The sequence below is a fragment of the Bacillus sp. NEAU-242-2 genome (assembly GCF_027853835.1).
Taxonomy (GTDB): Bacteria; Bacillota; Bacilli; order Bacillales; family Bacillaceae; genus Bacillus; species Bacillus velezensis.
The window spans coordinates 1,075,492-1,095,682 of record NZ_JAPNNY010000001.1 but is presented as its reverse complement, the minus strand read 5'-3'; the positions used below and the strand labels follow the sequence as shown (position 1 = coordinate 1,095,682).

General features: G+C 48.4%; 17 protein-coding genes, 16 tRNA genes, 2 rRNA genes and 1 riboswitch. Of the genes, 33 read left to right on the top strand and 2 right to left on the bottom strand.

Features of this window, described 5'->3' with window-relative positions; all coding sequences use genetic code 11:
* From OWN49_RS04940 to thiC, 21 genes are all read left to right on the top strand, one after another.
* A 23S ribosomal RNA gene (locus OWN49_RS04940) occupies positions 1-112 on the top strand; the annotation flags it as partial.
* A 101-nt stretch (positions 113-213) separates the two neighbouring features.
* A 5S ribosomal RNA gene (rrf, locus tag OWN49_RS04935) occupies positions 214-329 on the top strand.
* A gap of 9 nt (positions 330-338) precedes the next feature.
* A tRNA-Asn gene (locus OWN49_RS04930) sits at positions 339-413 on the top strand.
* A gap of 5 nt (positions 414-418) precedes the next feature.
* Positions 419-509: transfer RNA gene (locus OWN49_RS04925), tRNA-Ser, on the top strand.
* Positions 510-545: 36 nt separating this feature from the next.
* Positions 546-617, top strand: a tRNA-Glu gene (locus OWN49_RS04920).
* A 10-nt stretch (positions 618-627) separates the two neighbouring features.
* Positions 628-703, top strand: a tRNA-Val gene (locus tag OWN49_RS04915).
* A gap of 7 nt (positions 704-710) precedes the next feature.
* A tRNA-Met gene (locus OWN49_RS04910) sits at positions 711-787 on the top strand.
* Between the two features lie 8 nt (positions 788-795).
* Positions 796-872: transfer RNA gene (locus OWN49_RS04905), tRNA-Asp, on the top strand.
* A gap of 10 nt (positions 873-882) precedes the next feature.
* Positions 883-958: transfer RNA gene (locus OWN49_RS04900), tRNA-Phe, on the top strand.
* A 3-nt stretch (positions 959-961) separates the two neighbouring features.
* Positions 962-1,034: transfer RNA gene (locus OWN49_RS04895), tRNA-Thr, on the top strand.
* Between the two features lie 11 nt (positions 1,035-1,045).
* A tRNA-Tyr gene (locus OWN49_RS04890) sits at positions 1,046-1,130 on the top strand.
* 10 nt (positions 1,131-1,140) lie between these two features.
* A tRNA-Trp gene (locus OWN49_RS04885) sits at positions 1,141-1,214 on the top strand.
* A gap of 29 nt (positions 1,215-1,243) precedes the next feature.
* A tRNA-His gene (locus tag OWN49_RS04880) sits at positions 1,244-1,319 on the top strand.
* A 9-nt stretch (positions 1,320-1,328) separates the two neighbouring features.
* Positions 1,329-1,400, top strand: a tRNA-Gln gene (locus OWN49_RS04875).
* Between the two features lie 53 nt (positions 1,401-1,453).
* Positions 1,454-1,528 (top strand) — tRNA-Gly (locus OWN49_RS04870).
* Between the two features lie 5 nt (positions 1,529-1,533).
* Positions 1,534-1,604 (top strand) — tRNA-Cys (locus tag OWN49_RS04865).
* Between the two features lie 7 nt (positions 1,605-1,611).
* A tRNA-Leu gene (locus tag OWN49_RS04860) sits at positions 1,612-1,700 on the top strand.
* A 247-nt stretch (positions 1,701-1,947) separates the two neighbouring features.
* Positions 1,948-2,029 (top strand) — tRNA-Leu (locus OWN49_RS04855).
* A gap of 230 nt (positions 2,030-2,259) precedes the next feature.
* On the top strand, positions 2,260-2,769 hold the full coding sequence (locus tag OWN49_RS04850) for a Na+/H+ antiporter NhaC family protein (RefSeq protein ID WP_229153915.1): 510 nt from the start codon (positions 2,260-2,262) through the stop codon (positions 2,767-2,769).
* Between the two features lie 73 nt (positions 2,770-2,842).
* Entirely contained in the window at positions 2,843-3,541 is a 699-nt protein-coding gene (locus OWN49_RS04845) for a peptidase E (protein ID WP_176283206.1), read from the top strand.
* Positions 3,542-3,590: 49 nt separating this feature from the next.
* Positions 3,591-3,701: riboswitch (TPP riboswitch) on the top strand.
* Between the two features lie 120 nt (positions 3,702-3,821).
* The gene (gene thiC / locus OWN49_RS04840; protein WP_069473211.1) at positions 3,822-5,594 is read left to right on the top strand and encodes a phosphomethylpyrimidine synthase ThiC; all 1,773 of its coding nucleotides are present in this window, start codon (positions 3,822-3,824) and stop codon (positions 5,592-5,594) included.
* 40 nt (positions 5,595-5,634) lie between these two features.
* Here thiC and OWN49_RS04835 read toward each other — a convergent pair whose 3' ends face one another.
* Entirely contained in the window at positions 5,635-6,990 is a 1,356-nt protein-coding gene (locus OWN49_RS04835) for an FAD-binding oxidoreductase (RefSeq protein WP_069473670.1), read from the bottom strand.
* 254 nt (positions 6,991-7,244) lie between these two features.
* Between OWN49_RS04835 and OWN49_RS04830 the strand changes: the two genes are divergently transcribed.
* The 6 genes from OWN49_RS04830 to OWN49_RS04805 all read left to right on the top strand — a co-directional run bounded on the left by OWN49_RS04830 (position 7,245) and on the right by OWN49_RS04805 (position 13,032).
* The gene (locus tag OWN49_RS04830) at positions 7,245-7,424 is read left to right on the top strand and encodes an FbpB family small basic protein (protein ID WP_058906655.1); all 180 of its coding nucleotides are present in this window, start codon (positions 7,245-7,247) and stop codon (positions 7,422-7,424) included.
* A gap of 2 nt (positions 7,425-7,426) precedes the next feature.
* The gene (locus tag OWN49_RS04825) at positions 7,427-9,148 is read left to right on the top strand and encodes an ABC transporter substrate-binding protein (protein WP_058906656.1); all 1,722 of its coding nucleotides are present in this window, start codon (positions 7,427-7,429) and stop codon (positions 9,146-9,148) included.
* Positions 9,149-9,216: 68 nt separating this feature from the next.
* The gene (locus tag OWN49_RS04820; protein WP_176283207.1) at positions 9,217-10,173 is read left to right on the top strand and encodes an ABC transporter permease; all 957 of its coding nucleotides are present in this window, start codon (positions 9,217-9,219) and stop codon (positions 10,171-10,173) included.
* 12 nt (positions 10,174-10,185) lie between these two features.
* Positions 10,186-11,091 carry an oligopeptide ABC transporter permease gene (gene opp4C, locus OWN49_RS04815; protein WP_052585569.1) on the top strand — a complete coding sequence of 302 codons (906 nt, stop codon included), beginning with the start codon at positions 10,186-10,188 and terminating at the stop codon, positions 11,089-11,091.
* Positions 11,088-12,074, top strand: a complete 987-nt coding sequence (locus tag OWN49_RS04810) for an ABC transporter ATP-binding protein (RefSeq protein ID WP_176283208.1) — start codon at positions 11,088-11,090, stop codon at positions 12,072-12,074. Before opp4C ends, OWN49_RS04810 begins: the two co-directional genes overlap by 4 nt.
* Positions 12,067-13,032 (top strand): ABC transporter ATP-binding protein, encoded by a 966-nt coding sequence (locus OWN49_RS04805; RefSeq protein WP_176283209.1) that lies wholly within the window; start codon positions 12,067-12,069, stop codon positions 13,030-13,032. Before OWN49_RS04810 ends, OWN49_RS04805 begins: the two co-directional genes overlap by 8 nt.
* Before the next feature lie 72 nt (positions 13,033-13,104).
* Here OWN49_RS04805 and katA read toward each other — a convergent pair whose 3' ends face one another.
* Positions 13,105-14,550, bottom strand: coding sequence for a catalase KatA (katA, locus tag OWN49_RS04800; RefSeq protein WP_003155420.1), 1,446 nt, complete (start codon positions 14,548-14,550; stop codon positions 13,105-13,107).
* Between the two features lie 256 nt (positions 14,551-14,806).
* Here katA and OWN49_RS04795 point away from each other — a divergent pair, with 256 nt between their 5' ends.
* The 6 genes from OWN49_RS04795 (at position 14,807) to rpsN (ending at position 20,176) form a co-directional block, all read left to right on the top strand.
* Positions 14,807-15,742 carry an amidohydrolase family protein gene (locus OWN49_RS04795; RefSeq protein WP_014304669.1) on the top strand — a complete coding sequence of 312 codons (936 nt, stop codon included), beginning with the start codon at positions 14,807-14,809 and terminating at the stop codon, positions 15,740-15,742.
* Between the two features lie 223 nt (positions 15,743-15,965).
* Positions 15,966-16,733 carry an ABC transporter ATP-binding protein gene (locus tag OWN49_RS04790; protein ID WP_007610240.1) on the top strand — a complete coding sequence of 256 codons (768 nt, stop codon included), beginning with the start codon at positions 15,966-15,968 and terminating at the stop codon, positions 16,731-16,733.
* 15 nt (positions 16,734-16,748) lie between these two features.
* The gene (locus tag OWN49_RS04785; RefSeq protein WP_176283210.1) at positions 16,749-17,738 is read left to right on the top strand and encodes an aliphatic sulfonate ABC transporter substrate-binding protein; all 990 of its coding nucleotides are present in this window, start codon (positions 16,749-16,751) and stop codon (positions 17,736-17,738) included.
* Complete coding sequence (locus tag OWN49_RS04780; protein WP_176283211.1) at positions 17,738-18,571, top strand: ABC transporter permease; 834 nt, start codon at positions 17,738-17,740, stop codon at positions 18,569-18,571. The genes OWN49_RS04785 and OWN49_RS04780 overlap by 1 nt, the downstream gene beginning before the upstream one ends.
* Positions 18,572-18,595: 24 nt before the next feature.
* Positions 18,596-19,732 carry an FMNH2-dependent alkanesulfonate monooxygenase gene (gene ssuD / locus OWN49_RS04775; protein ID WP_077721976.1) on the top strand — a complete coding sequence of 379 codons (1,137 nt, stop codon included), beginning with the start codon at positions 18,596-18,598 and terminating at the stop codon, positions 19,730-19,732.
* Between the two features lie 174 nt (positions 19,733-19,906).
* Positions 19,907-20,176, top strand: coding sequence for a 30S ribosomal protein S14 (gene rpsN / locus OWN49_RS04770; RefSeq protein WP_021494887.1), 270 nt, complete (start codon positions 19,907-19,909; stop codon positions 20,174-20,176).
* Positions 20,177-20,191: the final 15 nt, after the last annotated feature.

Below are 20,191 nucleotides of genomic sequence, written 5' to 3'. Positions count from 1 at the left end.
CCATTCCGCAAGGAAGTAAGATCCCTGAAAGATGATCAGGTTGATAGGTCTGAGGTGGAAGTGTGGCGACACATGGAGCTGACAGATACTAATCGATCGAGGACTTAACCAATTTGAATGTATGCTTTCTGTTATCTAGTTTTGAGAGAATTTTTTAAAAAAACTCTTGCTTTTTCTGAAATACATAGTATAATAATACATGTCACTAAAACGTCTGGTGATGATGGCGAAGAGGTCACACCCGTTCCCATGCCGAACACGGAAGTTAAGCTCTTCAGCGCCGATGGTAGTCGGGGGTTTCCCCCTGTGAGAGTAGGACATCGCCAGGCAGACTTCATTCCGCAGTAGCTCAGTGGTAGAGCTATCGGCTGTTAACCGATCGGTCGTAGGTTCGAATCCTACCTGCGGAGCCATTTATGGAGAGCTGTCCGAGTGGCCGAAGGAGCACGATTGGAAATCGTGTAGGCGGTAACCCCGTCTCAAGGGTTCGAATCCCTTGCTCTCCGCCACTAATTATCAATACATAACAAACGAAAAAATACCAGGGCCCGTTGGTCAAGCGGTTAAGACACCGCCCTTTCACGGCGGTAACACGGGTTCGAATCCCGTACGGGTCACTTATATGATGGAGGATTAGCTCAGCTGGGAGAGCATCTGCCTTACAAGCAGAGGGTCGGCGGTTCGAGCCCGTCATCCTCCACCATTATCATCGCGGGGTGGAGCAGTTCGGTAGCTCGTCGGGCTCATAACCCGAAGGTCGCAGGTTCAAATCCTGCCCCCGCAACCAAAAAAAATGGTCCGGTAGTTCAGTTGGTTAGAATGCCTGCCTGTCACGCAGGAGGTCGCGGGTTCGAGTCCCGTCCGGACCGCCATTTATAAAAAGGCTCGGTAGCTCAGTTGGTAGAGCAACGGACTGAAAATCCGTGTGTCGGCGGTTCGATTCCGTCCCGAGCCACCATTTGCCGGTCTAGCTCAATTGGTAGAGCAACTGACTTGTAATCAGTAGGTTGGGGGTTCAAGTCCTCTGGCCGGCACTCTAAATGATGGAGGGGTAGCGAAGTGGCTAAACGCGGCGGACTGTAAATCCGCTCCCTCAGGGTTCGGCAGTTCGAATCTGCCCCCCTCCACCATTTTATAAATAGGGGCATAGTTTAACGGTAGAACAGAGGTCTCCAAAACCTCCGGTGTGGGTTCGATTCCTACTGCCCCTGCCACTATATTATTTATTCATCTTCAGATTATGGCGGTTGTGGCGAAGTGGTTAACGCACCAGATTGTGGCTCTGGCACTCGTGGGTTCGATTCCCATCAATCGCCCCATATTATCATTGGGCTATAGCCAAGCGGTAAGGCAACGGACTTTGACTCCGTCATGCGTTGGTTCGAATCCAGCTAGCCCAGTTGCATTTTTTAAAAAAAACAGCATAAGATGTAATAAGTTCTTTTTACATGTTGCGGAAGTAGTTCAGTGGTAGAACATCACCTTGCCAAGGTGGGGGTCGCGGGTTCGAATCCCGTCTTCCGCTCCAATTACGGCGGCATAGCCAAGTGGTAAGGCAGAGGTCTGCAAAACCTTTATCCCCGGTTCGAATCCGGGTGTCGCCTTTCTATTGCCGGGGTGGTGGAATTGGCAGACACACAGGACTTAAAATCCTGCGGTAGGTGACTACCGTGCCGGTTCAAGTCCGGCCCTCGGCACCAATTTAACTTTGAGCGAATTATGTTAAATTGGTCATCAATTTTCTTATTATAAAACATATATGAGAGTGATTTGCATATTGCAGGTCGCTTTTTTTTATATAATAAAAGCGTGAAGACTATCAATATAAGTTTCTTGCTTGTATCGTATATACTGCATTACCATTTGAAAAAACTTTACTAAAACCATTGACACTTTATAAAATGCATGTTATATTTATATACGTCGGTTGAACACGACGCATTATATGCCGGTGTGGCGGAATTGGCAGACGCGCACGACTCAAAATCGTGTTCCTTCTGGAGTGCCGGTTCGACCCCGGCCACCGGTATACAAAGGCATCTACATATTGTAGAAGCCTTTTTTGTTGTATGAAAATATCTCCAAGGCTTGTGAAAACATGATACCTGCAGCAGGAGGAGCTGGATTCGGCGTACCGTGCTTATATTAAGGAAACACCGATTCGGCCGTGGAGTTTAATCTTTCCGATCGGCTGCTTTTGCTATTAACACTGTTTCTCAGCTGGTGGGGCGGCCATTCAAAAGCGATATGTTTGGGGGCATGTTAACCGCATTATTGGCAGCGGTTATTGCAGCATTAGCTCTTTTTATGTTTCAGCGCTTTCCTGCAGGCGAGCTTGTTACCCATTTTATTAAGGGCGGAAACGAATTGGTCAACGTTATTATTATGTTATCGCTGATTTGGGCCGTAACAGCAGTAGCTGAAAATCTGGGATTCTCGAAATATGTTACTTCTCATTTAACATCATGGATCCCTCATATGTTTATTGCGCCGTCTCTTTTTATACTGGGGGCTGTTATATCCTATTTTATCGGGTCATCCTGGGGGACTTGGGACGCTGGCGGTTCAGTTACATACCAGCTTATTATTAGCGATCGGGGCCGTGTTTGTGAGCGGAACATTGGATTTGCTTCTCCCCTCAGTGATAATACGGTGTTGGGGATCGATGTTGTGAAGTATGCCCGTTCGAAGCTTGTTCCGGCGCTTATCGCCGCAGGGATCTCCGTTATGTTATACGGGCGTATTTTTCAGATAACAAATACTTTTTGAAGGCGTTATCCGAAATTGGGATAACGCCTTTTTAATGAGCTGTTATACTTGAGAAAAAAAAAGGGTGATGACATTGAAGCAGATTATTGCAATGGGCGGCGGGGGGTTTTCCATGGAGCCGGATCATCTTGTGCTGGATCAGTATATTTTAGAGCAGTCGGCGCGGTCAAAGCCGAAAGTTTGTTTTTTGCCGACGGCAAGCGGAGATTCGGAGAATTATACCGGCAGGTTTTATCAGGCCTTTCAAAAGCTGCGGTGTGAGCCGGATCACTTGTCGCTGTTTAAACCGCCGGGTTCTGATCTCAGATCCTTTCTCATGAAGAAAGATATTATATATGTCGGCGGCGGAAATACGCGCAATATGCTTGTCTTATGGAAAGAGTGGGGGCTTGACCTTATTCTTCGTGAGGCTTGGGAAAACGGCATCATCTTGGCGGGTCTCAGCGCCGGAGCGGTTTGCTGGTATGAAGAAGGTGTGACGGATTCAGCGGGGGATTTGCGAGAGTTAAGAGCTTTAGGATTTTTGCCGGGCAGCTTTTGTCCGCACTATGACGGAGAAGCGGAGCGCCGGCCGGTTTATCACCGTCTGATTTCCGAAAAGAAACTCAGGGAGGGCTATGCCGCTGATGACGGCGCTGCGCTTCATTATAAAGACGGTCAGCTGTTCCGGGCTGTCTCTTCCCGGGAAACCGCAAAGGGTTATCGGGTTTTTAATACCGAAGAAGGCGTTCGGGAAACAGAGCTTATGACCGTCTCGTTATCTGAATTTTGATAATATGCTTTTTTTTGTACACAACTTATGTTACGATGAGAGCGAAATCAATAGTTACTGGGGGTGCCCGTCTGAGCGGGCTGAGAGAGAAGCAGCGGCTTCTTAACCCTTTGGACCTGATCTGGTTCGTACCAGCGTGGGGAAGTAAAGGTTTTATTATTGTTGATGAAAACAATAATAGTTTCTTTCTGACTGCAAAACCGGGTTCTTCTTTGAACCCGGTTTTTTGTGCTGGTGCTGAGCTTGGTTCTGTTATTCAAATGATAAAGGAGAGATTTGTATGCAAAATCAATCAGTACAGCAAGCGAACATTTCCATTATGTCGAGCTTTTCCGGCAGTAAAAAGGTTTATGCAGAAGGTTCTTCGCCCGACATACGAGTGCCGATGCGGGAAATCAGCCTTAGTCCGACAACGGGGGCGTTCGGGGAAGAGGAGAATGCGCCGGTCCGTGTCTATGATACGAGCGGACCGTATACAGACCCGGATGTACAGATTGATATTCATGAAGGTCTGGGGGCGCTCCGCACAAAGTGGATTACCGGGCGCGGAGATGTAGAAGAATATAACGGCCGGACCGTGAGACCTGAAGACAACGGCTATAAAAAAGAGGGCCGTGCCGCCGAATACCCCGGCCTGCAGCGGAAACCGCTTCGGGCCAAGCCGGGGAAAAATGTAACACAATTGCATTATGCGAGAAAAGGCATCATTACGCCGGAAATGGAGTTTATCGCAATTCGCGAGCATGTGTCTCCCGAATTTGTCAGAGACGAGGTAGCCAGCGGCCGGGCGATTATTCCTTCTAACGTCAACCACCCGGAAAGCGAGCCGATGATTATCGGCCGGAATTTTCATGTGAAAATTAATGCCAATATCGGCAACTCGGCTGTTACATCTTCTATCGAAGAAGAAGTCGAAAAAATGACGTGGGCGATTCGCTGGGGCGCCGATACGATGATGGACTTATCCACGGGAAAAGACATTCATACGACGCGTGAATGGATTATCCGCAACTGCCCCGTGCCTGTGGGGACGGTGCCGATTTATCAGGCGCTTGAAAAAGTTAATGGCATTGCCGAGGATTTAACGTGGGACATTTATCGTGACACATTGATTGAGCAGGCGGAGCAGGGCGTGGATTATTTCACCATCCATGCCGGCGTATTGCTTCGTTACGTCCCGTTAACGGCCAAACGCACGACGGGAATCGTATCCCGCGGCGGGGCGATTATGGCGCAATGGTGCCTGGCTCATCATCAGGAAAGCTTTCTGTACACGCATTTTGAAGAAATTTGTGAAATCATGAAGACCTATGATATCGCTTTTTCACTTGGTGACGGGCTTCGTCCCGGTTCGATTGCGGATGCCAATGATGAAGCGCAGTTTGCGGAATTGGAGACTCTCGGAGAATTGACGGAGATTGCGTGGAAGCACGATGTGCAAGTGATGATCGAAGGGCCGGGTCATGTGCCGATGCATAAAATTAAGGAAAACATGGACAAACAGCTGGAAATTTGTAAAGAGGCGCCTTTTTACACGCTCGGCCCATTAACGACGGATATCGCTCCGGGCTATGACCACATTACTTCAGCGATCGGCGCGGCGATGATCGGCTGGTACGGGACGGCGATGCTTTGCTATGTCACGCCGAAGGAGCATTTGGGGCTGCCGAATCGTGATGATGTAAGAGAAGGCGTCATTACGTACAAAATCGCGGCACATGCCGCAGACCTTGCTAAAGGGCATCCGGGTGCACAGATCCGTGACGATGCTCTGTCTAAGGCGCGGTTTGAATTCCGTTGGCGTGATCAATTTCATTTGTCACTTGATCCTGAAAGAGCAATGGAATATCATGATGAAACACTGCCGGCTGAAGGCGCAAAAACGGCTCACTTCTGTTCGATGTGCGGCCCTAAGTTCTGCAGCATGAGAATTTCTCAGGATATTCGTGATTATGCGAAGGAAAACGGACTTACTGAAGACGAGGCCGTCAATGAAGGGCTGAAAGAAAAAGCAAAAGAGTTTGCAGAGAAGGGAAGCCGCTTATATCAATAAAAGAAAAGATGAAGATGGAGAGTGTCCATCTTCATCTTTTTTAGAAAAACGGTGAACGGCGAAGCGGCGGAATGCTCTGCTCGAAGCGGAATATATTTTCCGGATCATATTTCGTTTTGACTTGACGGAGGCGGTGAACATTTTCTCCGTAATACGTTTGCAGCCAGTTTCTGATTTCTCTATCAGGCCAATTCACATAATCTCCCATCGTTTCTCTTGATAGGGACGTTCTCAGTCCTTCGATCCAGCGGACATTTTGTCTTTCTTCTTCAGCAGATGTCCAAGTTGTAATATATTCTTGGGCAATGATTGCGTTGCGATAGTAGAATGCCGTTTGGTCCGGAGCGATCCGTCCGGCCGCCCCGCCGAGAGATTGCTGCCAGACACTGGCGTTTTCGTTCGGAGCGTGCTCTAAATAGCGCTTTAAAGTGGATATTGCGCGTGTTGATAATGGTTTTTCAATAAAGGATCCTGACCGCTTCATCTTTTGCGGCTGATTGCCTCCCGGGCTGTTAAAAAAGGCTGCCGCTTTAATAAATGGCACTGTCTTGACCATGCCGCTTGTCGGTTTTCCCGCTTTCATTAACGGAGCCAGCAGTTCTTTCAGCTCCTCTTTTGTCCCGGTAAATTGACCGAGCGCTTCTATGCGGTTGACTTCCTTAGGCCAAAACTGAATTGATGAGGTAAGCCGGTTGTCTGTAAATGGAGCCCAGCGCTGCCACGTGTTAAATACTTCCTCGAAATCATCCCAGCCCCAAGTGACAGAAAAAACAGACACGCACGAGATCGGCACGGCTTTAAACATCATGGATGTGACAATGCCGAAGTTGCCTCCCCCTCCGCCCTGAGATGCCCAAAATAGATCAGAGTGCTTTGAGCGGTTGACCGTGATCAAGTCAGCACCCGCTTTTTCGTCCGCTATGATCATTTCGAGCTGGAGGAGACGATCGCAAGTCAGTCCGGCAGTCCTTGTTAAATATCCGATTCCTCCCCCGAGCGTCAGCCCCGTGATTCCCACATTCGCAATGGTTCCCGCAGGAAGGGTCAAGCCGTACCGCCAGAGTGTCCGGTAGACTTCCCCCAATTCGGCTCCCGCTTCAATCGAGACCAGCCGCTTATCCTCATTTACTCTTATTTTCTTCATTTCACTGAGATCAATGACTAGTCCGTCATTTAACAGAGAAAAATTTTCGTAGCTGTGTCTTCCGCCTCTGATACGGAAGGGCACATTGTTCTCACGCGCCCATCTCACCGCATTGAGGGCGTCATGTTTGTTTTGACAAAACACAATGATGTCTGGATATCTTTGCAGGCTTAAATTGATATTGGTTCTTGCAGCATTATAGTCCGGGTCATCTTTTTTGACGATGCGACCGGTCAATGTTGTCTTTTCCACATTCTCACTCACTTTCACTTGTAATCTGCTATGTTTTCTAGCATATGCGGAAAAATGAGAGAGTGTATGAGGAAAACCCCCGGAAGGACACGATATTTTAAATTATAGTTGACAGGTAGGGATTGTATGAATTAACATAATCATTACATATTTCCAAACGATGGCTGATCGGATCACCGAAGGCTCTTATCTATTAAACAGATAAGGGCCTTTTTTGCGTGAAAGTCATTAAATGAAAAGCGGAGGGATGAAAAGTGGGTTTAAAAAAGGTGACACATGTGCGCAAAAAGAGCAAAAAACGGAAAAAGTACAGAAAACACACATTGAATTTCGAACTGCTTGTAGAGAAAAACAAACGGGAGATTATGAGAAATGAGGAACAGATGGAGCAGATTTATATAAAGATAGATGAAAAGCATGCGGGGGTTCGATAAAGATGAAGGAGAGAAAATGGAGGATAAAAACAACGGTACTCGCGCTGTCGGTATCCATCGTGTTATCAGGGTGCGCGTTAGGGAGTGCCGGGGAAGAACCGTCATCTGAGGCTGATAAAAAGGAAGAAACACGTATCGCCCATGTCAAGACAAAGGAATTTAAAGCTTCTCATCCGGCGGCGATTCCCGCTAAATCGAAAGCCAGAACTGACACTTTTGTTGCTGGGATTTCCGCGCCGGGCGGCGTGTTTCTGCCGTACTTTTACGAAAACGGCTGGGATGGAAATGCGACAGATCCTATTTTTGAACCGTTAGTCAAACTGGATAAAACGGGGAAGCCTGCTCCGGCTCTTGCGGAAAGCTGGAAAATTTCCAAAGATCAGCTAACATACACGTTCCGTTTAAGAAAAAATCTCGTTTTCAGCGACGGTTCACCGTTGACCGCAAAGGATGCCGCATTCACTTTAACACTGCTGCATGATCCTGCATACGCGGGCTATGAAGATATCACCACGGCTTATATTAAAGGCGGTAAGGCTTACAAAGAAGGAAAGGCAAAGACGATAGAGGGCATTCGCGTCCTTGATGACAGAACCATTCAAATTACGACTGAGAAAGTCAGTGCGAAGTCGCTGCTTCTTTTGGGCGGGCAGGTGCTGTCAGAAGCTTACTACGGGAAGAAATATCAATTCGGCAAACTGGATTATTTAAAAGAGCTTTATGCCAAACCTCTCGGAGCGGGACCTTACCAATTTACAGAATACCTTCCGGGACAGGAAATACGCTATCAGGCTAATGAACACTATTATGCCGGAAAACCGAAAACGGAAAAGCTGATTTATAAAATTATCGATCCGTCAACTTCCCTTCAGCTGTTTGAAACGGGTGACCTTGATTACGCTTCTTTCTCACCTGATGATGATACGGTTCAGCATTTAAAAAGTCTCGGTTTTGCCAATATAAGCGTATCTGTCGTGAATGATTACGGGCTTGTATACGTCAATCACAAGCGTCCGCCTTTTCAAGATAAGAAAGTGTCCCAGGCGCTTATTTACGGACTTGACCGTCAAAAAATCGTCGATGTCCGCTTTAAACGCTACGGAGAGGTCGCGAATGTTCCGGTGTCTCCGGTTTCGTGGGCTTATGATGACAAGGGTGTCAATCGGTACGCGTTTAACCCTGAAAAAGCCAAAAAGCTTCTTGATGAAGCAGGCTGGAAAACGGGCAAAGACGGTGTACGTGAAAAAAACGGCAAAAAGCTTGAAATCAGCTATTACACATCTAAAGCGGATGATGATTTCATCCCGATAGCGAAAGAAAATTATGCGGACATCGGAATCTCATTAAAACCGGAAGTGATGGATTTTAATACAGAAGTAGCGAAAATCAATGACAAACAATATGACCTTGCCGCCGTTTCCACCTCGCAGATTCTTGATCCGAATGACACGGTGGAAAAGCTGGCTTCCGGCCATCCCAATAATGTGACGGGGTATTCCAATCCGAAAGCGGACCGGCTGATAGAGAAAGGAGCCGGCACGCTTGATATCAGCAAAAGAAAAGAGATTTATCACCAGCTGTACCGGGAGCTCGGGGAAAACCCGCCTTACATTCTGATTCATTACCGTCAGAGCGCAAGGGCGGTCAGCGGAAAAATAAAAGGGCTTGAGCCTGATAATTATTCTGGAATCAGTTCAAGTCTCTCAAATGTCTCAATTCGATAGAACGGTTGGGCAAAATACCCGATGCATCCTGGGGATTTTGCCCTTTCAGCGGAAAGGAGGGGCTTTTTATGAAACGGTATGCCGCAGAACGATTCATTCAAATGCTTGTGATCTTATTCGGTACGTCCTTTATTATTTTTTTCTTATTCGCCATGCTGCCGGGCGATTATATTGATTCCAATGTAAATCTGACTCCGGAAAGAGCGAAGGAGTTAAAAGCGCTTTACGGGCTGGATCAGCCGATTTGGAAGCGTTATGTGACGTGGCTCGGAAATGTGCTCAGCGGAGATTTTGGGTTTTCTTTGAAATATCAGGAGAACGTCCTGTCACTGCTTCGGAAATATGTCTGGAATTCGTTTTTTGTCGCCTTTTTGGCGTTGCTTGTCACATGGTCAGCCGCGATGATCACGGGTGTCATATCCGCTGTCAGGAAATACTCATGGTTTGACGGGATCGTGACGTTTCTTGTTTTTGCTTCCATGGCGTTTCCATCTTTTTTTATCAGCCTTCTGTTTATTAAGTGGTTTGGGGTGGATTTGAAAATATTGCCCGTCGGCGGGATGATTGATACCGGAAGCACGAGTACAGGTTTTTCGTACGTGCTTGAAGCCGCCAGACATATGATTCTTCCGGTCGTGATTTTATCTATGCTCGGCATCGGCTCGCTGACAAGGTATTTCCGCTCCGGCATGCTGGACGTGATCAGACAGGATTATATCAGAACGGCGAGAGCGAAGGGATTGAAAGAGCACACCGTCATCTGGAAACATGCGTTGAAAAACGCGCTTATTCCGGCCATCACCCTGCTTGCTTTTGAACTGCCGGGACTGTTTTCCGGAGCCATCATTATTGAACAGATTTTCGGGTGGCCGGGTGTCGGCCGTATTCAGCTTGAATCCGTGCATTATCGTGATTATCCGGTTTTGATGGCGTTTACCTTGTTTTTGTCTTGTTTAACGATTGTGGGGAACTTCTTGGCGGATATCGCTTATGCCGCGGTTGATCCGCGGGTCAGGCTGAAATAGGAGGTGTGCGGAATGAAAAAACAAAAAGGGGTGCCGCCTTCTCTTTGGAAGCAGACGTACCGCCGCCTGCTGCAGCATAAGCTGACGGTCATCAGTCTTCTTTTCTTATGTTTTATGTTTTTATTGTGCTTTATCGGGCCGTCTTTTTCTCCGTACATAACAGATCGGACGGATATTTCAAATGCCAATCAGCATCCGGGAATCCATCACTGGCTGGGCACCGACCAGTACGGGAGAGATGTGCTGACGAGGCTGATGCTGGCGGGGCAGATTTCTCTGACCGTGGGGCTTGCTTCAATGGTGCTGTCGCTTGTCATCGGCTCTTTACTCGGGGCTGCGGCCGGGTTTTATCGGGGAGCCGCTGATATGATCATTATGCGCATTGCTGATATGCTCATGTCCATCCCGGGCCTGCCGCTGCTTTTGATTTTGGCTGCGGTGATGTCGGAGTGGAAAGTGCCTTCTGAATACAGAATGTACCTGATTATGATGATGTTAAGCCTGATCGGATGGCCCGGTTTGGCGCGGCTTGTACGCGGACAGATTTTGTCGCTGAAGGAGCAGCCGTTTATGATGGCCGCGGAAGTTTTGGGGCTTAGTGATAAACGGAAAATCCTCTATCATTTGCTTCCCAACACATTGCCGTTATTACTGGTAGCGGCGACTTTGCATGTGGCGGGAGCGATGCTGAGTGAATCTGCGCTGAGTTTTCTCGGGCTTGGCGTTGCTCCGCCGACACCTTCTTGGGGAAACATGATGGAAGCGGCGAATCATTTTATGGATTTTACACTCCGCCCGTGGCTGTGGATTCCGCCGGGAACGGCCATTTTTCTGACCGTTGTGGCGATTCATCTGCTTGGAGACGGTTTAAGAGACGCTTTTGATCCTAAGGTAAAACGGCAGGTGAAAATGAAATGAAAAAACCGCTTTTAGAAGTGAGGCATTTGGAAACGGCTTTTTATACAGAGGAGGGTGCGGTAAAGGCCGTGGACGGTGTCAGCTTTACGATACATGAGGAGGAAACGGTTTGTATTGTAGGAGAGTCCGGCTGCGGGAAAAGTATGGCGTCATTGTCCATTATGCAGCTTATTCCCGAGACGGGGAGAATCGAACGGGGAGCAGTGCATTTTTCCGGACAGAATCTGTTGGAATTGAAATCAAAAGACATGCAGAAAATCCGCGGCAGCGAAATCGGGATGATTTTTCAGGAACCGATGACATCTTTGAATCCGGTATTTACAATCGGTGAGCAGCTGACCGAACCGATTCGCGAACATTTGTTGCTGAGTAAGAAAGAGGCATGGCGGAGGGCCGTTGAACTGATCACGTTAGTGGAGATCCCGAATGCCGAGCAGGTTATGCACCGATATCCTCATGAGCTGAGCGGCGGCATGCTGCAGCGCATCATGACGGCTGTCGCGCTAAGCTGCGATCCGAAACTGATCATTGCCGACGAGCCGACGACAGCGCTTGACGTAACCATTCAGGCGCAGATATTGGATTTATTGCGGGATATGAAAAAGCAATTTCGCACGTCTATTTTATTCATTACTCATGACCTTGGCGTGGTTGCTGAAATGGCTGATTATGTGATTGTCATGTATGCGGGAAAAATTGTGGAGGAAGGACCGGTTGCAGAGCTGTTTTCTGATCCGAAGCATCCGTATACGAAAGGGCTGCTCGCGGCCAAGCCGGTTATCGGTCAAAAAAGGGAGACGCTTTACACCATTCCGGGGCAGGTCCCCGAGCTTGCGGACCTGTCCGGATCGTCTTGTTATTTTGCGGAGCGATGTGAACACAGCACAGAAATATGCCGGAGATCGAGCCCGCATTTTACTGAATTCGGGAAGGGGCATCAGGCGGCGTGCTGGCTTTACAGAGAGGAGAAAGCAGATGAGTGATGTGTTGCTGGAGGTCAAGGGGCTGAAAAAATATTACGAGGAGCATGGGGGGATGAGAAAGACTCATAAAAAACCCGTAAAAGCGGTCGACGGCGTCAGTTTTACGATAGGAAAGGGAGAAGTGTTCGGCTTAGCGGGAGAATCGGGCAGCGGAAAGTCATCAATCGGCAAGACCATTTTGAGGCTTCATGAGAAAACAGGGGGAGAGGTGTTTTTTCAGGGGCGTGATGTGTTTCGGATGAGCCGGCGCGAGCTCAAAACTTTCAGATCGGAAGCGCAGCTCATCTTTCAAGATCCGTTCAGTTCTTTAAACCCCCGGCGCCGGATCGGAGAAGCCATCGGTGAAGCGATGATCGAGCATCAATTGGCGGTGAAGCGGAATGCGCGTGATAAAGCGGCGGAGGTTCTTGAAGCCTGCGGACTTTCCGCAACCTTTATCGACCGATATCCGCATGAATTTTCCGGAGGGCAGCGGCAGCGGATCGTGATTGCAAGAGCGATGGCGCTCAAGCCGCAATTTATCATTATGGATGAACCCGTGGCGGCGTTAGATGTCTCCATCCAGGCGCAGATGATCAATTTGTTCAGCAGCCTTCAAAAACAGCACGGGCTGTCATATTTGTTCATTTCTCATGATTTAAGCGTGGTGGAGCACTTATGTACGAAGGTCGCCATTATGTATTTAGGGACGATTGTGGAATACGCGTCAAAGGAGGAGCTCTTTTCACGGCCGCTTCACCCTTATACGAAAGCGCTGTTATCAGCCGTGCCTGTTCCTGATCCCGGAGCGAAAAGGGAGCGGATAATTTTAAAGGGTGATATACCGAGCCCCTCTGATCCGCCTTCAGGCTGTAAATTCCGAACGAGATGTCCGGAAGCCAAGAAGATATGTGCTGAGAAAAGTCCGGCGCTGTCAGAAAAAGGGCTTCATCATTTTGCGGCATGCCACTTCGTGTAATTGAGAAAAAAACGGTTTTATTGATAATAAACAGGAAAAACCTGCCGGGCAGACCGGCAGGTTTTTTTGATGTTATTTTGGTGACGGCAGTCCGAGTCCTTCGGCAACGCGTCTGCCGTATTCAGGATCAGCCTTGTAGAAGTGGCCGATCTGGCGCAGCTTAATTTCTTCTTTTTCCACAGGTTTCATCGCACTGACAATATTGGCGACAAGGCGCGCGCGCTCTTCCTCGCTCATCAGGCGGTACAGGTCGCCGGCTTGTGTGTAATGATCATGATGGTTATAGCTTACACTGTCAGCGAAACCTGATACAGGATATGCCGCCTGTTTATCTTCAGGTGACTCTTTAGGGCCCCCGAAGCTGTTAGGCTCGTAATAGACGGAGCGGCCGCCGTTATCATCAAAACGCATTTGTCCGTCACGCTGATAGTTTTTCACTTCATTGCGGGAACGGTTGATCGGCAGCGCCTGATGGTTCGCGCCGACACGGTAGCGATGCGCGTCATGGTATGCGAACAACCGGCCTTGAAGCATTTTGTCAGGTGAGACGTCGACGCCGGGGACTAATGTGCCGGGAGAGAACGTCGCCTGTTCTACTTCCGCAAAGTAATTTTCCGGATTGCGGTTCAGAACCATGCGGCCGACTTCGATCAGCGGATAGTCTTTTTGAGACCACACTTTTGTGACGTCAAACGGATCAAAGCGATATGTGTTTGCATCTTCTAACGGCATGATTTGAACATATAATTTCCATGCGGGGAAATCGCCGTTTTCAATCGCATTGAACAAATCTTCCGTATGGTAATCGGGATTTTCGCCCGCGATTTTTGCGGCTGTATTAACATCAAGGTTTTTCACGCCTTGCTCTGTTTTAAAGTGATATTTAATCCAGACGCCTTCGCCTTTATCATTTGTCCATTTAAATGTATGGCTTCCGAATCCGTGCATATGGCGAAGAGTCGCCGGAATGCCCCGGTCTGACATCAGAATGGTTACCTGGTGCAGGGATTCGGGTGACAAAGACCAGAAATCCCAAACGGCCGTCGGATTTTTCAGATGTGTTCTCGGATCTCTTTTTTGTGTATGGATAAAGTCAGGGAACTTGATGGCATCGCGGATGAAGAACACGGGTGTATTGTTTCCGACGATATCGTAGTTTCCTTCTTCTGTATAAAATTTAACGGCAAATCCGCGCGGGTCGCGCACTGTGTCACTAGAGCCCAGTTCGCCCGCAACGGTTGAGAAACGGATGAAAAGCGGCGTGCGTTTACCGACTTCTGACAGAAATGCGGCTTTCGTATATTTTGTAACGTCATTTGTGACTTCAAAATAACCGTGTGCGCCCGCGCCTTTTGCGTGAACGACACGCTCCGGAACGCGTTCTCTGTTAAAGTGCGCCAATTTCTCAAGCAGATGGACGTCTTGTATTAAAGCAGGACCGCGATCGCCGGCCGTCATTGAGTTTTGGTTATCTCCGACAGGAGCGCCCCAGCTGGTTGTCAATTTATTTGAACTCATGTGATCACCTCTTTAAATTTATAAGAACATAATATCACCTATCAGTAAAAAGTCAATATTATTTTATAATGATTATAAAATAATTATTTTTATTATCGAAAAGAAAGTTCGGGTTTGAAAGACCACTTGACTGAGGGGAATAATGGGTTTAATATGAGAAAAAATAGAAACCGCTGACTTGGACACAAGAGGCTCTTATTCTTCACTGGATAAGGGCCTTTTTTTATTGTCAGGCGGTAAGGGAGGCGGCAATTGTATGCTTTTCAGGCAGCATTTTAAACCTGTCGATATTCACGGTCATCTGCCGTACAGCCTTAATTTCGGCAAAAACGATAAGACATTTTCCGATTATAACCGGGAGCGGTCGGAAAGAATGAATCTCACTTGGGATTTTCCTGATCCGCATGATGTTGATGGCGATGACGGCGAAATCGCTTTGATGACAAGATGGGAGAAAGAATTAGATAAGTACGGCATTGACGTGCTGAATTTTTTAACAGCAGAGAGCAATGACCGGATGGCGGCGTTTATTCAAGCCAATCCCGCGAGGTTTACCGGATTTGCATATCATCCTTTGGAACAAAAGGATGCGTATGAGGAGCTGAAAAGAGCGGTTGAAGAGCTCGGTCTGAAAGGATATAAACTGTTCGGGCCGCTGACAGACATCGAGTTTCATGATCCGTCGCTGAAAAAGCTGTGGACGTATCTGGCTGACAAAAGACTGCCTGTATTAATTCACTTCGGACTTTTAGGGAGAGCGGGTGGCATTGTCAGCCATCGCAACATCAACCCGCTCTCCATCTATCGCGTCGCGAGAGAGTATGCTGATATACCGTTCATCATTCCGCATTTCGGCGCCGGATATTATCAGGAACTGCTGCAGCTGTGCTGGAGCTGCCCGAATGTGTATATTGACACGTCCGGCTCAAATCAGTGGATGAGGTGGATGCCGTACCGGCTTGATTTGGAAATTCTGTTTCGAAAGACATCTGAATTAATCGGTGCTGAACGGATCATCTTCGGGACGGATTCGAACGGATTTCCGAGAGGATATGTATACAGATATCTTCAGGAGCAGGTGAGGACCTGCCGGGAAATCAATATGCGGGAAGAAGATATAGAAAACATTTTCGGCAACAACGCGCGGACATTATTGAAAATCGCCCGGAAAGAAAAGGAAGTAAATACGTGATACAGCCGATGCGCTCTTTGGCAGGTTTATGCCGGAAGGCGCATTTTTAATTCATACAAAAAACAGTTGACAAGTCGGAATAATTTGAATTAACATGATATTCAAATTTAAAAACAAACGGGTTGCCGATCGGACCGCCGAAGGCTCCCATCTCTGCAAGCAATCGGAGATGGGGGCCTTTTTGTTTTTCGATCGCATGCGGCAGAAAGAGAGGGGAAGACAGATGGCTGTAACCATCAGCATACAAGAAAAAGTGTTTGAGCATGAAGGCCGGAAAACGCCGGTGCTGAATGATATTGAGCTGTCAATTGCATCGGGAGAATTTTTGACTGTCATCGGACCGAGCGGATGCGGCAAAAGCACGCTTTTAAAATTGATTGCCGGTCTTGATACCGATTATAAAGGCTCTGTCACAATAAACGGCCGCAATGTGTCGGGACCGGGCATCCGGCAGGGATTTATCTTTCAGGAGCACCGGCTGTTTCCCTGGCTGACGGTAAAACAAAACATCGCTGCCGATCTCAATATGAACGACCCGGCCGTTCGGAAAAAAGTGGATGATCTGATTGAGGTTGTCAGGCTGCAGGGAGCAGAGAACGCTTATCCGCGCGAATTATCCGGCGGCATGTCGCAGCGGGTTGCCATCGCCAGAGCCCTTTTGCGTGAGCCGGAGGTGCTGCTTTTAGATGAACCGTTCGGGGCGCTTGACGCTTTTACGAGAAAACATTTGCAGGATGTGCTGCTTGATATATGGCGCGAGAAAAAAACGACGATGATTCTGGTCACGCATGATATTGATGAATCCGTCTATTTAGGCGATAAGCTGGCGATCCTCAGGGCAAAGCCCGGCCGGCTGCACAGCCTGATGCCGATTCAGCTTCCGCATCCGCGCAATCGGACGTCAGCGGATTTTCAGGCCGTCCGGCAGAAGGTGCTTTCTGAATTTGAGAAAACGGAAGACCTCCGGTTTGCGGACGGGTCCGGGATATAGAAGGGACGAAGCGAAGTGAAAAAAATCATCATTCTTTTAGCCGCAGCAGTCATGATGTCAGCCGGATGCAGTGCAGACGGGACAGGGGGGAGCGGGAAAACGGTGAAAGAAATCCGGATCGGCATCCAGCAGAGTTTAAGCCCGCTTCTCATTGCCAAGGAAAAAGGCTGGTTTGAAGAGGCCTTCAAAAAAGACGGAATAAAAGTAAAATGGGTCGAATTCCAAAGCGGTCCTCCGCAATTTGAAGGTCTTGCCGCCGATAAGCTTGATTTTTCCCAGGTCGGCAATTCACCGGTCATTTCCGGTCAGGCGGCAGGAATTGATTTTAAAGAGATCGGGCTGTCTCAGGACGGATTAAAGGCAAACGGCATTCTCGTAAACAAGGGCAGCGGGATTCAGAGCCTGAAAGAATTGAAAGGTAAAAAAATCGCCGTAGCCAAAGGCAGCAGCGGCTTTGATTTTCTCTATAAAGCTTTAGATAAAGCGGGGCTTTCCGCCGATGACGTCACTATCATCCAGCTTCAGCCTGATGAGGCGGTTTCCGCTTTTGAAAACAAATCAGTTGACGCATGGTCCATTTGGGAGCCGTATTTGTCGATTGAAACGCTGCAGCACGGGGCGGAAATATTGGCGAACGGAGAAAGCACAGATTTATATTCTCCCGGTTTCACGTTAGTCAGAACGGGATTTTCCAAAGAACACCCGGATGAGGTTGTCCGTTTTCTGAAAGTGTTCAATAAAGCAGTTACATGGCAAAAGGAACACAAAGATGAAGCCGTCTCCTTATATGCGAAAATCAAACATCTTGATCCGAAAGTCGTCAGAAACGTGCTTAACAATACTGAGCCTCTTAATGAACCGATCAATGATGATATTGTCAAAGCCCAGCAGGAAACCGCTGATTTTCAATTTCGAACAAAAGCGATTCATAAGAAAATTCACGTAAAAGACGTTGTCGACAATTCATTTATTAAAAAAGCGCGTGAAACGGGGGATGGCAAGTAATGAAAGCAGAAGCACCAACGGCTGCCGGCGCAATAAGCCAATCAGAAAAGAAAGCTCTGGCAAGATCCCGGAAGTATTCATACCAATGGATGAAAGGGATTGTACTCCCGGCTGCGGTCATCGCAGTATGGCAGTTTATCGCAAGTCTGGGCATCGTCTCTGCAACGGTGCTCCCGTCACCTGTCGTCATCTTGCAGACGTTTCAGGAACTTCTTCTTTCAGGTGAGCTGTGGGGTCATTTAGAGATCAGTTTATACCGGGCGGCTGCCGGATTTCTGCTTGGCGCGGGCCTCGGACTTGTTTTCGGGCTGCTGGTCGGTTTCTCAAAGCGGACGGAAGCGTATCTCGATCCGTCTCTGCAAATGCTCAGGACGGTTCCGCACTTGGCCGTGACCCCGCTGTTCATTTTGTGGTTCGGATTTGATGAGACATCAAAAATCCTGCTGATCGCATTGGGGGCTTTTTTTCCCGTGTACATTAATACGTTTCTCGGAATCCGCAGCGTGGACGCGAAGCTGTTTGACGTCGCGCGGGTGCTGGAATTTAATTGGTATCAGCAGATGGCGAAATTAATTCTTCCGGCATCTCTGCCGAATATCCTGCTCGGCATCAGGCTCTCTCTAGGCATTGCATGGCTCGGTCTTGTGGTGGCGGAACTGATGGGATCGAGCGAGGGCGTCGGTTATATGATTATGGATGCCAGACAATTTTCACAGACAAATAAGGTGTTTGTCGGCATTATCATTTTTGCGGCTGTCGGCAAGCTGACAGATGCATTGGTCAGAATGCTCGAGCGGAAACTATTAAAATGGCGGAACAGTTATGAAGGGTAACCTATTAAAAAAGGAGAGATTCATATGGAGATTCTTTGGTTTATTCCGACGCATGGTGACGGCCGGTATTTAGGGACGCAAACGGGAGGGAGAACGGCGGATCATCTTTATTTTAAGCAAGTGGCACAGGCGGCGGACAGACTCGGGTATACGGGGGTTCTGCTGCCGACGGGGAGATCATGTGAAGACCCGTGGCTGACGGCTGCCGCTTTAGCGGGGGAAACGAGTGACTTGAAATTTTTAGTGGCGGTCCGGCCGGGACTGATGCAGCCGTCTGTCGCCGCGAGAATGGCGTCGACAATGGACCGGCTGTCAGACGGCCGTTTGCTTGTAAATGTCGTAGCAGGCGGAGATCCTTATGAACTGGCGGGAGACGGCATGTTTATCAGCCACGATGAACGTTATAAGGCGACTGAGGAATTTTTAACCGTCTGGCGCGGACTCATGCGGGGCGAAACGGTGACATATGAAGGGGACCATATCAAAGTGGAAAACAGCAACCTCCTGTTTCCGCCAAAACAGTCTCCGCATCCGCCATTATATTTCGGCGGTTCATCACAGGCGGGAATTGAGGCTGCGGCGAAACATACAGATGTCTATTTAACATGGGGAGAGCCGCCGGAGCAGGTAAAAGAAAAGATTGAAACCGTTAAAAAACAGGCTGCCAAGGAAGGAAGGACGATGCGTTTTGGCATCAGACTTCACGTGATTGTCCGGGAGACTGAGGAAGAGGCATGGGAAGCGGCTGAACGATTAATCAGCCGCTTAGACGAAGAGACAATTGCGAAAGCGCAGGCTGCGCTCCGGCGCGCTGATTCATCGGGACAAAAACGGATGGCCGATCTTCATAACGGTGACCGCTCGAAGCTTGAGATCAGCCCGAATCTCTGGGCCGGCATCGGACTGGTCAGAGGCGGAGCGGGCACGGCGCTTGTCGGTGATCCGCAGACTGTCGCTGATCGAATTTTAGAGTATCAGGCACTCGGCATTGAGTCGTTTATCTTTTCAGGCTATCCGCATCTGGAAGAAGCTTATTATCTGGCTGAACTCGTGTTTCCGCTTCTGCCGTTTCAGAATGAACGGACTAAAAAGCTTGAGCGCAGACTGGGTGAAGCAATGGGAAACGACCATTTTGCAAGAGGAAATAAAGCGACAGTCTGATGACGTCGCAAGGCGGATCATTGACGGCGGGCGCTTTCTGCGGATTCATTTCCGGGGAAATGCCGGCAGTGAAGGCGGGTATTCACCCGCCTTTTTAAGCGCTTAGCTTGCACGATGCTCCTATGGATGATATGATACAAAACGTAATTATTACGATTTGTTAGGAGTGCTGAAATGGCAAAAAAATCAAAAGTGATCAAAGAGCTCAAGCGGCAGAAGCTTGTTGAACAATATGCGGACATCCGAAAAGAATTAAAGGCAAAAGGAGACTGGGAAGCGCTGAGCAAACTGCCGCGTGATTCTGCTCCGGCCAGGCTTCATAACCGCTGTACGGTGACGGGGCGGCCCCGCGGATATATGAGAAAATTTAAATTGTCCAGAATCGCATTCAGGGAGCTGGCCCATAAAGGCCGGATTCCCGGGGTGAAAAAAGCGAGCTGGTAATGTAAAAAACTCCGG

What these genes read in the sequence shown, in the direction of transcription:
- katA (WP_003155420.1), bottom strand. Translation starts at nt 14,550, where the DNA reads ATGAGTTCAAATAAATTGACAACCAGCTGGGGCGCTCCTGTCGGAGAT.
- OWN49_RS04780 (WP_176283211.1), top strand. Translation starts at nt 17,738, where the DNA reads ATGAAAGCAGAAGCACCAACGGCTGCCGGCGCAATAAGCCAATCAGAA.
- OWN49_RS04805 (WP_176283209.1), top strand. Translation starts at nt 12,067, where the DNA reads ATGAGTGATGTGTTGCTGGAGGTCAAGGGGCTGAAAAAATATTACGAG.
- OWN49_RS04790 (WP_007610240.1), top strand. Translation starts at nt 15,966, where the DNA reads ATGGCTGTAACCATCAGCATACAAGAAAAAGTGTTTGAGCATGAAGGC.
- rpsN (WP_021494887.1), top strand. Translation starts at nt 19,907, where the DNA reads ATGGCAAAAAAATCAAAAGTGATCAAAGAGCTCAAGCGGCAGAAGCTT.
- OWN49_RS04820 (WP_176283207.1), top strand. Translation starts at nt 9,217, where the DNA reads ATGAAACGGTATGCCGCAGAACGATTCATTCAAATGCTTGTGATCTTA.
- opp4C (WP_052585569.1), top strand. Translation starts at nt 10,186, where the DNA reads ATGAAAAAACAAAAAGGGGTGCCGCCTTCTCTTTGGAAGCAGACGTAC.
- OWN49_RS04825 (WP_058906656.1), top strand. Translation starts at nt 7,427, where the DNA reads ATGAAGGAGAGAAAATGGAGGATAAAAACAACGGTACTCGCGCTGTCG.
- OWN49_RS04810 (WP_176283208.1), top strand. Translation starts at nt 11,088, where the DNA reads ATGAAAAAACCGCTTTTAGAAGTGAGGCATTTGGAAACGGCTTTTTAT.
- OWN49_RS04795 (WP_014304669.1), top strand. Translation starts at nt 14,807, where the DNA reads ATGCTTTTCAGGCAGCATTTTAAACCTGTCGATATTCACGGTCATCTG.
- ssuD (WP_077721976.1), top strand. Translation starts at nt 18,596, where the DNA reads ATGGAGATTCTTTGGTTTATTCCGACGCATGGTGACGGCCGGTATTTA.
- OWN49_RS04850 (WP_229153915.1), top strand. Translation starts at nt 2,260, where the DNA reads ATGTTAACCGCATTATTGGCAGCGGTTATTGCAGCATTAGCTCTTTTT.
- thiC (WP_069473211.1), top strand. Translation starts at nt 3,822, where the DNA reads ATGCAAAATCAATCAGTACAGCAAGCGAACATTTCCATTATGTCGAGC.